Raw genomic sequence first — 12508 nt, forward strand, 5'->3', positions numbered from 1 at the left:
CAAAGGAATTCATTGTACTGCTATTTTACTTTTTCAAACGTTTTTTAACCTCTTCTTTTTCTTCTTCATTAAGAGAAAAATCTACGATAGAGCGTCCCAGCATTAATAACATGATAAACATTACTCCTGTACCAACAATTAAATAAATCATTGTAAAAACTTTAGAATAAGCCGTTGTTGGATATAGTCCTGTTTCGACTCCAGTTGGAATTAAGCTCACTACAGCAAAATACATGGCATCCAACCAGTACCACCCTTCTGTCCCCTTGTAGAATAGAGTTCCTGAGAGAATGATTAAAAATAGTGTAGTAAATAATGATAGGAACTGTGGACGTTTAAAGGACCTCCACAAACCTTTTACTAATCTTTTAGCAGATAATATAAATGACAGCATCCCATTCTCCTTTATCAATGGACATACAGCAGCATAGTTAGACTATACTTCGTTTTTTACGAAAACCTCAAAAGGTAGAGGAGACAATCCCCCTACCTTCTAATTATTATTGAATGAGTAGCTGACTAAGATTGGTAAATATTTTAGCTGCTTGACCTCTTGTTGTGACAACCTCAGGTGAAAAATTCCCTCCATCCCCGGTCACGATTCCTAATTCATACAGCATTGTGATTGCACGTTTGGTTTCTGCATTATAAGAAGCAACATCCACAAATGGCACATTGCCTTTTGCAATATACGGCTGATTAGATTGCTGTTCATAGGCGCGATGAATCATTAAAGCTAATTGAGCACGTGTCACAGGGTGTCCAGGCTTAAATTTCCCATCTGTTCCTTTAATAAGACCATGTACATATGCTGCCGCAATTTCTGCCTGTGTTGCTGCATCATAATTTGCGATATCAGTAAATGGTGCTTTTTCTTCAGTAGTTAAGCCAAGACTTCTTACAAGAATGGCTGCAGCTTGGGCACGTGTTACACTACTCTCAGGTCTAAATGTCCCATCTGTATAGCCATTCATTATACCTGTATTTGCGGCTTTTTGAATATACTCTTTTGCCCAGTGATTCTGTGTATCTGTAAAGCTAACGGTTCCTTTCGTAGTGAAAGTTACTGTAGGATTTTGAACACTTTCATTACCAGCACCATCAATGGCTTTGATAGATACATTGTAGGTTGTATTTTCTATTAAATCTTTGAGCGTAATTGTAGTAGTGTCAGCATTTAAAGTTGAAGTTAATTTTCCATTCACATAGACAAGGTAATTTGCTACGCCTACATTATCTGTCGCTTCTTGCCAGCTAACCTTAACAGTTGTACGATCTTTTACCTCTACTCCGATAGCCTGCGTGACATCCCATAAAGAGCTTGTTTTAATAATGGGTAAAAATGCTTCATTTGCTATCGCTAAATAACCAGCTTCACTTAAATGAATATTTTCAGGGTTTGGTAGATAGTTGGCAACATCCTTTGCAACAACATCATATGTAGGAACAAAAATAGCGCCCGCTTTTTCAGTAGTTGTTTTGATTGTTGAATTCAAAGTAGCTAATAACAGATTAAATTGTTTTTGTAAGTTCGCACTATAGTATGGGAAGGAATTATAATAGCCCATTACATATACTTCAGCTTGTGGATTAATTTTTTTGATTTCAGAAAGAATAGTAGCAATGTTCGATACAGCTTCTTTAGTAGCTTTTATGATAGCCACAGTGTCAATTCCCGTTGTTTGAGATTCTTTTAATATTGGCAATAGATCATTTGCCCCAGCTGTTAATGTGATGATTTCAGCTTCCTTAATAGAAGCTCGTAACTTTGCCTGTTCCTCTGTATAGCCAAAACCAGTCACTGTTTTTGCAACATCATTTTGTAGATCAGCTAAAACATTTTTAGTTGTGTAGCCTGACATAGCAAAGCCCTTATTAAAGGAAGTAAGGAAGCCGTCTTGCTGTAATGCCTGTGCAATAAAATCGGTATAGCCTAATCCAATTACACCTACTTCATTCATCCCATGTGCTAATGAATCACCAAGTGCCACATAATCGGTTTGTACAATCCAACTTGGTGCTATACGGTCACCCTGTCCTTCTTCTGCACTAGCTGCTACAGGTAAAGCTAATTGCAAAGCCAATATACTTGAAGCTAAAAAACGAAATTTCTTTGATAATCTCATTTACTCTCTCCTCTACTTATAAAATAGTCGTTGTTTTCACTATTTTACTAGAGGAGCGATAAAAATAGGTTAAATTACAACAATCTTTTTAAAACATTTCATTTTTTATCTAATCAACCTGTATCTTTCCATAAATCCCACCACCACCAACTTTAATGGCTAATTGGCCTGTTCTCGCTAAATCGATTAATTGGGCTAGTTTATGTGGCACAATTTGTTCAAGCTGGTCGATTGTTACACGATGCAAAATATTCATTTCTGTACCAAATGCTCCGATTAAACGTTCCATCATTTTAGGACCAATACCTGGAATGAAATCAAGTGGTATCTGATGAATGTAAGGTGGTCTATTTCGTTTATTGGGAAAGTCTTCTGATAGCTCCTGTATACGGGTAGCTACTCCCTTTATAATTTGAGTACTCCCACATTCTGTACAAATGGTAGCTTCTTTACTTAGCTGTTGACTACATTTTGCACAAACTGTTTGATGATATTTGCCAAGCAAAGGATTCAGGCCATAATTGGCTATTACCGCTCGTCCCTGTTGCTCATGCAGAGCCATTTTTAATTCTGTAAAATTCGCTTCTGCTAATCGTAACTTTTGATATTCTCGCGCTAATTTTCCAAGCGAATGTGCATCGGAATTGCTAACGAATGTATATGCTTGTAATTCTTTAATATGACGTACCATATTTGTATCAGAACTTAAACCTAATTCAATGCCATCAATAAGCTGCGGATCAAAGACTTCAGTTAAACTTCGACGAACCCCTTTGCCAAACAAGCTTTTAAATGGTGTAAATACATGTGCAGGAATAAAAATACCTCCCAATTCATGCACCTTTTGCTGCAAGGTCTTGCCATCACAATAAATACGTTGTGAACTTAAATGGATATTCTTCATATGTTGTGACATCCATTCTGAGAACTGCTTCATGAGCTCTAGTGTAGGAAAGTAAGCAAGCACATGAATAGGACCCTGACAATGTTGATCATAAATTTCAATTTCCGATCCTGGAATCAAAGTTGTTTCTTGAAAACGTAGACCACCTTCTTTTAGTTCTTTCAGTTCTCCGTGTTCAATCATCCTCACCATTTCTTCGATTACTTCTGGTGAGTGACAGTCAATGACCCCAATGATGTCTAATCCCTTTCTTGCACTAGACGTCTCTAAAATTCGTGCTAATGTTAACGTTTTACTGCCAGTAATTTTCACTGCCCTTCCACTAGAAGTACGTCCAATATGAATATGTAAATCAGCATAGAATTCATTCAATTCAAACACTCCTTTTAGTACATCTATAAAACGAAAATACCTTACATTACTGCAAGGCATTTCTCTTCATTATGATGGATGATTTGTAGTAGTGCTATTATTTGACTCAAAAGCGCCAGAACCGTGTGATGGTGTGGAGGAAGCATCATAGGCAACTAATGTTACACCAATCTTTTCTTCAAGCTCATTGATTTTTTCTAGTTGCTGCGGGTCTAATTGTGCAAACTTAATTTCTGTCATGGCCATCAATCCTTTCAATTATACAATTCCCCGAAATATAGAAAATATACTTCTTCGCATAATTGTGGAATTACAAACGAACACGGATAAAAAAATGACTGATTATCAGTCATTTTTATTGACATTATTTTTCTTATTCTATAACATAATAATTAAGTAAGGCAAAAGTGAGGGATTGCATGTCAAAAGAAGAAAAAATTATTCAAGCTGCCATTGAGGTTTTTCGAGAAAAAGGAATAGAAAAAACAAAGGTTTCAGATATCGTTAAAGCTGCTGGGATCGCTCAAGGAACATTTTATCTTTATTTCCCATCACGCCTTTCTGTGATGCCAGCTATTGCAAAAAATATGGTAGAAAGAATTATTGCTACCTTAGATGAAGGTATTTCAAGTCATAAGCCCTTTGAACAGCAACTTGAAGAGGTTGTGGAAATGGTTTTCTTAATCACGAAAGATTATGGAGATATTGTTGCACTTATTTATGCAGGTATTGCGCAAACTGAGCATTTAAAAGAATGGGAAAATATATATGCACCCTATTATGAATGGATGAGCCATTTCTTATTATCTGGCAAGCAACAGGGAATGATACGTGATTCAATTGACCCAACACGTTCTGCTAAACTGATGATTGGTCTAATTGAATCTGCTGCTGAACAAATTTATTTATTTGACGATAGCAAGGATGAAACAATGAAATTGCTCAAGCTTGAGCTTATAGACTTCCTATCTCACGCACTTGGCCTACGTCACCCATAAAAGTGACGTTCTTTTTTACTTCAAAAATGACTGAACGTCAGTCATTGCATTACCTAATAGAAAGGATTTTACTTATGAAAAAAGAATGGATGTACGTCGTTTTAACAAGTTTATTTGAATTGCTTTGGATATTTGGCTTTAACGTAGCAAGCTCATGGTGGCATTGGATAATTATTGTGACAATCATTGCTATAGATTTTCATTTCTTATCGAAGGCTTGCGAGAGCTTACCTACTGGTACAGTCTACGCTATTTTCGCCGGAGCAGGTGCAATCGGTACTACATTAATGGATATTTTCATTTTCGAAGGAGAATTTAATGCCATTAAAGGACTGTTCATGATTATTTTAATATTAGGTGTGATTGGTCTAAAATTAGCGGATAATTCCTCTAAAGTGCAGGTGCAAACGAAAGGAGAGAATGTATAATGGGTTGGGTACTTATTATCTTAGCTGCTTTGTCTGAAATTATAGGTGTGATTGGCTTACGCTTCTATAGTCAGCAGAAAACATTACGAAACTTAATTTTATATATTGGTGGTTTTGGTGTGTCCTTTGCCCTTTTATATGCATCCTTCAACTATTTGCAGTTAAGTATTGCCTATGTTGTTTGGGTAGGAATTGGTACTGTTGGAGCTGTACTCGTAAATATCATTTTCTTTGGTGAATCTAAAAATCTATCACGTATTATCAGTATCATAGCAATTATCATAGGTGTAGCAGGCTTAAAAGCAGTATCTTAATGGCTCTACAATACAGGACGCCACTCTTAAATCGGAAGCGTCCTGTATTCATTTTATTTAATACGGCATGGTTGGATAATAATCAATCCATCCGAGCCAATACCAGTATGGACATTGGCCATTTTTTGAGCCAATTCACAAAAGATATCTTCCTTGTAATCATGTTGGAAAAGATCAAGATAGATATCGCTGTTGCCAATACCATGCATTTTCGTAAAGGCTATTTGCATACAGTCACTCCTTAAAGGATGTTTTATGTATCTAATAGAAGATCTCGCTTTCTATATTTGGCTAAACCTCTTCGTGAACTGTTCAGGAACATATGTAAGATACGGCTTCCCTGTCAGTGGATGTATTTGAATATCCGCAAAAACACCGAATACATCTTGTAGCACTGTTGGGGTAAGTACTTCCTCTGGTGTACCATGGCAAACTATTCGCCCTTGCTGTAAAACGTAAATTTGATCGCAATACATAGCAGCGATATTCAAATCATGTAAAGCTGCTACTACGGTTAAATGCAAGGTCTGAATTAAATCCATAAGTTGAAGTTGATGATGAATATCTAAATGATTCGTCGGCTCATCCAATATTAATACCTGTGCTTGTTGAGCGAGTGCCCTTGCAACCATGACACGCTTTTTCTCGCCACCAGAAAGCGAACTAAAGCTTCGTTTCTCTAAATGTGATATGCCCGTTTGCCTAAGAGCCTCTTTAACAATTTGAAAATCTTTCTCTTGATCAAGCTCTAACAGCTTTTTATGTGGTGTTCTTCCCATACTGACTAAATCATGCACAGTGAAATCAAATAATACGGGTGTCTCTTGGCTTACAACAGCCAAATTTTTCGCAATTGATTTACTTGATTGCTTTAATATATCTTGCTCATTTAATACTACCGTTCCGCTTTCAGGTTTTAGGAGACGATACATATTTTTTAACAATGTTGATTTTCCGCTCCCATTAGGACCAATTAATCCAACAAATTGCTTTTCTTTTATTTGAATGCTTACATCATGTAGTATACGCTGATCGTAAATGGAGAATGATACTTGTTTCGCTTCTAATGTCATGGACGTTAATCTCCTTCACCGAAAGAATAGTTGTTACGACGGAGAAGCCAAATGAAAAATGGTCCCCCACAAAAAGCTGTAATAATACCAATTGGCATTTCCTGAGGAGCAATAATGATTCGAGCAAAGGCATCTGCCCACACTAAGAATATTCCACCTATTAAAGCACTAATAGGTATGACGTATTTATAGTTTGAGCCCACAATTAAACGCACAATATGGGGAATAATCAATCCCACAAATCCTATAGAACCACTAACTGCGACAAGCACACCAGTTAATAGAGATACTAATAGTATTAACTGAATACGGAATTGCTGAAGATTAACGCCTAATGTCACTGCCGCCTCTTCTCCTAGTAATAATAAATTTAAATTGCGATAGTGTAGCCATAGTAGCCCAAATACAACCAAGAATACGAAGGCTGGAATCACAATACTATTCCATTTGGCTCCAGCTAAACTACCTAGCATCCAAAACATAACAGCCTTTAAGGCCCCTTCTTGCTTTGACATCATTAAAATAAAGTTAGAGATAGCCGTTAAGATAAAGGACACAGCCATGCCTGCCAATAGCAAGCGGAAAATAGAGACACGTCCCCCAACACGTGATAAGAAAAAAACAAGTGTAATGGCAAGTAATGAACCAAGGAATGCGGATACTGAAAGAGCGTAAATACCTAAAAATGAAAACGCTCCTAAAATAATCACAGAAGTAGCTCCTACAGCTGCCCCTGAAGAAATCCCTAGAATATACGGGTCTGCAATAGAATTACGTACAAGTGCCTGAATGGCTGCCCCTGCAATGGCTAACCCCGCTCCTACTATAGCAGCTAGCAAAACACGAGGTGCTCTTATTTGCCAGATGATGATTTCCTGAGAGCGACTCCAATCTTGCTCGATCGAAGTTTGTATAAAAGGAATTTTAGAAAGAATAACTTTCCATACATATAACGGTGTAACTGAAACTGAGCCAACCATTACAGCAAAGGTCATTGAAACAATTAATACCATGAAAAGTACGAAGGAAAATAACATAAATTTTTTATTCATCTGTTTTAAACTCCTACTGAATATTGATGAATGAAGCAATAAAAAAAGGTATCCCATGCGAAAATGCGCATAGAAATACCCTAGATTAAACAAAGTCAGAAAAATATCCAGCTATTGTCCGTAATTGCTTGCATCCTCGTGGGCATTACAGGTATTACTAAATGGCAGGTCTCCTGGCTTCGATTCACTATCCTATAATTGCCTTCCCATTCTTAAACAGTGGCAAATCATATTATAGGATTCCTCGTTACAGTTGCGGGACAGCGTCGGACTTCCACCGACTTCCCTTTTAAGTGACATTCAAAAATGTCACACCAATAGTATTTGAAGTTATAAAATTGTGACGGTTCTATCATACATTTTTATAGATAGATAGTCTACTTCTATTTAACCCAATATTTGAGTTAACTATTAATAATAATAAGGTTGACACAATAGCATTCGTTTTTTACACTAGCAGTAATAACTTATAAAACGAGGTGAAATTCATGGCAACTGTTACACAACATAGTCACCATAAGTTAAGAACTATTGACATTACCTACATTGGATTGTTTTCAACGCTAATGATGGTGGGTGCTAATATCACTTCCTTTGCACCCTTTATGGTAGTTGGTGGTGTACCCATTACGCTTCAAACCTTCTTTGCAACTTTAGCAGGGCTTATTCTTGGTAGTAGAAAAGGTGCGCTCGCCTGTACAATTTATATGTGCGTAGGATTGGCGGGAGCTCCTGTCTTTGCTCGTTTCGGTGGTGGAATTGGCCAAATTTTAAGCCCTACCTTTGGGTTTATTATTACATTTATATTAGCGGCATTTGTTGCAGGGTTGATCGTGGAACGAAGCGGGACAAAGAAAAGTTTTATCGTAGCTGCTTTGGTAGCAACGGCTATAAATTATTTGATAGGAACAAATTGGATGTTTTTTGCCTATAAGCTTTGGGCAAGTGCGCCAGAGAATTTTTCATATAAGCTCGCTTGGCTTTGGATGATTCCTCCACTACCAAAAGATATTATTTTAGCTATTTTTGCTGGTATCTTCGCCCATAGATTACAAAAAACATTGAAGATCATGCCCATTCAATAGCATATCTCCCCACCTAATTGTGCCAGACTAAAGAAATGTTTTTCATAGGGTCATATCCATCGTTTCTGCACATTTATTTGCTACATTAGGAGCACATAGTGAGGAGGATATCATATGAAATTCAATAAAAGATGGTCAGTCGGACTATTATCAGTAGTCGCTCTAATTAGTTTATCGGCTTGTACAGAGGATCAAACAGAACCAGCGTCCACTTCTAATGAAACTTCTGAAAAAATGGATCATTCTACAATGAACCATTCAAGTTCTGGCGATGTACCAGTAACATTAAAAAAAGCTGAATACCCGAAATTTCCTGTAGGGAGCACAGCCATTATTACAGATGGACATATGGAAGGTATGAAAGGGGCAGAAGCAACAATAGTAGGTGCCTATAATACAACTGCCTATGTTATTTCCTATGAGCCTACATCTGGTGGAAAGCGAATAGAAAAGCATAAGTGGGTGATTCATGAAGAATTAATTGACCCACAAGAAGCACCACTGGCTCCTGGAACAGAAGTAAAAACGGACGCAACACATATGGAAGGTATGGAAAATGCGACTGTCCTTATTGACGAGGCTGTGCAAACAACTGTATACATGGTCGATTATACTTCCACTACAAGTGGTGAAGCTGTAACAAATCATAAATGGGTAACAGAAGAAGAGCTTAGTCCAAAATAATAGAAATACCTCTACCTTCAATTCTGGTAGAGGTTATTTCTAGCTTTTATGTTCCATTCGCTTTCTATTTGCAGACTTATGCCATTTATAGCCGATGCCCCAAACGGTTTGCAAGTAATCATCCGCAGGAAAACCACTTTTTCTTAATTTTTCTCGTAAATTACGTACATGTGAATCAATGGTACGATCTTCAATCGTTACATCATATCCCCAAACGGCATGTATAAGGTGTTCTCTAGAAAATGCTCTATTTTGGTAATCTAAAAATAGGGCGAGCATGGCAAATTCCTTTGGTGTTAATGGAATTGCCTTATGTTGAAAATATACTTCAAAGGACTCTCGATCTAGACAAAGCCCTTCAAAGTTAATCACTTTTTCTACAGATATCGTTCTTCTTAATACAGCATGTATGCGTGCTAACAACTCTTCCTCATCAAAAGGCTTTAAAATGTAGTCATCAGCACCAAGGTTTAAACCTTTTACAATATCAGCGTGTTCTCCTTTTGCAGTAAGCATAATGATAGGAACATCCCAAAACTTCCTAATTTCCTGGCAAACCTGCCACCCATCCATCTCTGGCATCATAATATCCAAAAGAACTAAATCCACATGTTCTTCTTCTAAAAAATCCAATGCCTCTTGTATAGAAGTCATTGCTCTACAAAGAAATAGCGGTTCCAAATAAAGGGTTAATAAATCTAACATTCTTGGTTCATCATCAATGCATAAAATCGTTTTCATTCGTTTCTACTCCTTTAAATGATAATTCAAAAGTAGTCCCTTTATTGATTTCACTTCTAACCTTTATTTCTCCCCCATGTGCTTGTACAAGCTCCTTGACAATAGCAAGCCCAAGTCCAGATCCACCTAAAGCACGACTACGTGATTTTTCCACTCGATAAAACCGATCAAAAATATATGGTAAATCCTTCTTTGGAATTCCTTTCCCTGTGTCTTCAACGGTGATGCTTAAAATTCCACTGTCTTTTTTTACAGTGACTGTAGTCATATCTCCTGGCGCACAATAGATTAATGCATTATTTAATAGATTAATCAGGATTTGCTCAAGTCTTGCTTCATCGGCACATAGTGTTAAGCCATTATCACAACGGACAACCAAATAGATACTTTTATCTTGAAAAGCGGGACTTAATTTTTCTTCAATGCTTGTGAAAAACGGCTCTAAATGTAAGCAATGTTTTTCAATTACAAATGAGTTTTCATCCATTTTCGCTAAATCAAATAAATCTTTAATTAATCTAGAAAGTCTATTTGTTTCTTCTATTATAATAGCTAAATACTTTTGACGATCTTGCCCTGTTAAATCCCGTTTAGCAAGAATGTCTGTATAGCCTTTAATAAAAGTTAGCGGTGTACGAAGCTCATGTGCAATACTCGATAAAAACTCCTTACGCTCTTGCCTTAGATGATTTAAATCATTGGATAAAAGCTGGATAGCATTTGATAAATCCCCAAGCTCGTCTTTTCCATTCGTTGAAAGAGCGACTGTAAAATCACCCTTACTCATTTTCAATGTAGCCTCTTTCATTTGAATAAGTGGTTTAGCCAACTTGCGAGATAGAATAACAATGACTGCAATACTGACAAGACCAGATACAATACCCACGATGAGAAAATGCTTATTGAGCCGTTTCATTAATGCATGGATGGAATCGGTATTTTGAAACATAAATACATAGCCAATCGTTCCTTGCTGATTTTGAATAGGGCTTATGGTCGCAATAGCTTTAACTTCTTGCCAATTGTCTTGTAAAACCCTTCCTTCATAAGGTATTTCCCCCTCTATCTCACGAATCAGATCACTCATTTCTTGATGTGGTTGTGAGGATGCAAGGATTGTTCCGAAATGGTCAGTCACCACGACATCTGTACTTGCTTCTGATTCCATAAGAACGACATGTGCTAATGTTTCATTATTGAAGTTCTGTTCTAATATAGTACGATGTGAATTTCCTCTCGCTTGTAAACGCTCTAGTTCCTCTTCCACTCTAGAATTCGTCAGGGAAACATGCAAAAAAAACATCATAAAGGTTTCAATACAAAACAATGTGATGAAAAAGATAATGCCAAGCTTTAATGATAATTTTCTCATCCGTAACCACCATTTTAGAATTTCTTAAAAGTATATCCTGAAAGTGTGAAGATTTCATGCAGAAGTAGCATCTTTCCAAACAAAAAATGCCCATAAGTATATTGTATACTTATGGGTTAGATTTTAATTAAACGTATTTTTTTGCCCAGCTTAAGAAATTATCAATGACTACGTCAAGGAATTTCACTGTACCTTCATCAGTTAAATTGCCTTCTTCATCAAATTTAGTGTGAACAGCACCAATATAAACGTCATTGCCGCTAAGTAATGGTGAGTTAATGCCTGGAGAGAATAAAATATCACGTAAATGTAATTGTGCTTTTACAGTACCTAAGTTCCCCATTGATGCACCCATAATGATGGATGGCTTGCCAATCATTACTTTATCTACACGAGATAGCCAATCAATAGCATTTACCATAACCCCTGGAACTGTACCATTATATTCTGGTGTAACCCAAAGTACAGCGTCTGCAGCTTTTACTTTTGCTTTAAAATCAAGAACTGCTTGTGGAGCCTCATTTTCAATATCTTGATTATACATTGGTAGGTCCTTTAAGCTTAATACTTCAAGGTCTAACTTTTCTGTATAACGTTTTTGAATAAATTGAGCTAATTGCATATTATAAGATTCTTTACGGATACTACCTACGATTGCTACTACTTTCATGATGTTTCCTCCTAAATGTCCATTATTCATAGTATTTGTATAGCTATTGTATTTTATACCATTTCAATAATAAATGGCAAATTCTTCAACTGGCTTACGATATCCACGTAATCGACGACTGCTCTCTTTTTCTTTCCCAATAGTAATCATTAAGGCTATTTCATGTGTTTCTGGCACATTGAATAGCTCACGCATTTTCTGATTATCAAAGCCAATCATTGGACAAGTGTCCCAACCACGATTTTTCGCAGCTAGCATGAATAACATAGCAGACAAAGAAGCATTACGAATGGCTTCATCTTTCATGAATCCTTCACCGCCATCCTCATAAAATCTTGTATTCTCTGCTACAATATCCTCTAGTTCGCCCGCTGTAATTATACCTAAATCCACCATGCCTTGACTTAGCTCAGCAGTATTTTTATATGCTTCCTTGTCACCTAGTACAAGAATTACACCTGAAGCTGAATGCACTTTATATTGACCATATGCTGCCTCTCTCACCTTTTCTTTCATATCCTCATCCAGCACAACAATATAATTAGCATGCTGTAAGTTAAATGCTGAAGGGGCAAGCTTAACATCCTCCAAAATAGGACGTATATCTTCTTCAGTCATCTTAACGTCCTTGATAAAATTATTAGCAGAGCGACGCTTATCAATCAGCTTGGAAAATTCCATTTTTTATC

16 protein-coding genes and 1 riboswitch are annotated in these 12508 nt (G+C 36.8%); of the genes, 5 read left to right on the forward strand and 11 right to left on the reverse strand.

All coding sequences use genetic code 11. The annotated features are described in order from the left end of the window. Window positions 1–25: 25 nt before the first annotated feature. The 4 genes from HCH28_RS21315 to HCH28_RS21330 form a co-directional block, all read right to left on the reverse strand. Window positions 26–394 (reverse strand): ion channel, encoded by a 369-nt coding sequence (locus HCH28_RS21315; protein ID WP_221682989.1) that lies wholly within the window; start codon window positions 392–394, stop codon window positions 26–28. 106 nt (window positions 395–500) lie between these two features. After that, window positions 501–2126 carry an S-layer homology domain-containing protein gene (locus HCH28_RS21320; protein WP_221682990.1) on the reverse strand — a complete coding sequence of 542 codons (1626 nt, stop codon included), beginning with the start codon at window positions 2124–2126 and terminating at the stop codon, window positions 501–503. 109 nt (window positions 2127–2235) lie between these two features. Next, entirely contained in the window at window positions 2236–3402 is a 1167-nt protein-coding gene (locus tag HCH28_RS21325; protein WP_221682991.1) for an endonuclease Q family protein, read from the reverse strand. A gap of 69 nt (window positions 3403–3471) precedes the next feature. After that, window positions 3472–3642 carry a hypothetical protein gene (locus HCH28_RS21330; RefSeq protein WP_221682992.1) on the reverse strand — a complete coding sequence of 57 codons (171 nt, stop codon included), beginning with the start codon at window positions 3640–3642 and terminating at the stop codon, window positions 3472–3474. A gap of 179 nt (window positions 3643–3821) precedes the next feature. Between HCH28_RS21330 and HCH28_RS21335 the strand changes: the two genes are divergently transcribed. From HCH28_RS21335 to HCH28_RS21345, 3 genes are all read left to right on the forward strand, one after another. Beyond that, complete coding sequence (locus HCH28_RS21335) at window positions 3822–4400, forward strand: TetR/AcrR family transcriptional regulator (protein WP_221682993.1); 579 nt, start codon at window positions 3822–3824, stop codon at window positions 4398–4400. Window positions 4401–4474: 74 nt separating this feature from the next. Then, complete coding sequence (locus HCH28_RS21340) at window positions 4475–4828, forward strand: DMT family transporter (RefSeq protein ID WP_221682994.1); 354 nt, start codon at window positions 4475–4477, stop codon at window positions 4826–4828. After that, window positions 4828–5142 (forward strand): DMT family transporter, encoded by a 315-nt coding sequence (locus HCH28_RS21345; protein WP_221682995.1) that lies wholly within the window; start codon window positions 4828–4830, stop codon window positions 5140–5142. The genes HCH28_RS21340 and HCH28_RS21345 overlap by 1 nt, the downstream gene beginning before the upstream one ends. Window positions 5143–5195: 53 nt before the next feature. On the opposite strand, the gene HCH28_RS21350 is transcribed toward HCH28_RS21345, so the two are convergent. Genes HCH28_RS21350 through HCH28_RS21360 form a run of 3 tightly spaced genes read right to left on the reverse strand, consistent with a single transcriptional unit; the run spans window position 5196 to window position 7267 of the window. Then, entirely contained in the window at window positions 5196–5372 is a 177-nt protein-coding gene (locus HCH28_RS21350; protein ID WP_255601717.1) for a hypothetical protein, read from the reverse strand. A 51-nt stretch (window positions 5373–5423) separates the two neighbouring features. Further along, window positions 5424–6215, reverse strand: coding sequence for a heme ABC transporter ATP-binding protein (locus tag HCH28_RS21355; protein ID WP_221682996.1), 792 nt, complete (start codon window positions 6213–6215; stop codon window positions 5424–5426). A gap of 5 nt (window positions 6216–6220) precedes the next feature. Next, a complete protein-coding gene (locus HCH28_RS21360; protein ID WP_221682997.1) occupies window positions 6221–7267 on the reverse strand; it encodes a FecCD family ABC transporter permease in 1047 nt (348 codons plus the stop codon). Window positions 7268–7413: 146 nt separating this feature from the next. Then, a riboswitch (cobalamin riboswitch) is annotated at window positions 7414–7601 on the reverse strand. A gap of 154 nt (window positions 7602–7755) precedes the next feature. Between HCH28_RS21360 and HCH28_RS21365 the strand changes: the two genes are divergently transcribed. Next, window positions 7756–8352 (forward strand): biotin transporter BioY, encoded by a 597-nt coding sequence (locus tag HCH28_RS21365; RefSeq protein ID WP_221682998.1) that lies wholly within the window; start codon window positions 7756–7758, stop codon window positions 8350–8352. 114 nt (window positions 8353–8466) lie between these two features. Continuing rightward, complete coding sequence (locus HCH28_RS21370) at window positions 8467–9036, forward strand: YdhK family protein (protein ID WP_221682999.1); 570 nt, start codon at window positions 8467–8469, stop codon at window positions 9034–9036. 39 nt (window positions 9037–9075) lie between these two features. On the opposite strand, the gene HCH28_RS21375 is transcribed toward HCH28_RS21370, so the two are convergent. The 4 genes from HCH28_RS21375 to HCH28_RS21390 all read right to left on the reverse strand — a co-directional run bounded on the left by HCH28_RS21375 (window position 9076) and on the right by HCH28_RS21390 (window position 12500). Beyond that, window positions 9076–9777: a response regulator transcription factor gene (locus HCH28_RS21375; protein ID WP_221683000.1), complete on the reverse strand. Its 702-nt coding sequence runs from the start codon at window positions 9775–9777 to the stop codon at window positions 9076–9078. Next, on the reverse strand, window positions 9755–11149 hold the full coding sequence (locus tag HCH28_RS21380; protein WP_221683001.1) for a sensor histidine kinase: 1395 nt from the start codon (window positions 11147–11149) through the stop codon (window positions 9755–9757). The genes HCH28_RS21375 and HCH28_RS21380 overlap by 23 nt, the downstream gene beginning before the upstream one ends. Before the next feature lie 127 nt (window positions 11150–11276). Continuing rightward, window positions 11277–11819, reverse strand: a complete 543-nt coding sequence (locus HCH28_RS21385) for an NADPH-dependent FMN reductase (protein ID WP_048394950.1) — start codon at window positions 11817–11819, stop codon at window positions 11277–11279. 63 nt (window positions 11820–11882) lie between these two features. Continuing rightward, entirely contained in the window at window positions 11883–12500 is a 618-nt protein-coding gene (locus HCH28_RS21390) for a nitroreductase family protein (protein ID WP_221683002.1), read from the reverse strand. Window positions 12501–12508: the final 8 nt, after the last annotated feature.

The organism is Lysinibacillus sp. K60 (assembly GCF_019731275.1).
GTDB classification, from domain to species: Bacteria; Bacillota; Bacilli; order Bacillales_A; family Planococcaceae; genus Lysinibacillus; species Lysinibacillus capsici.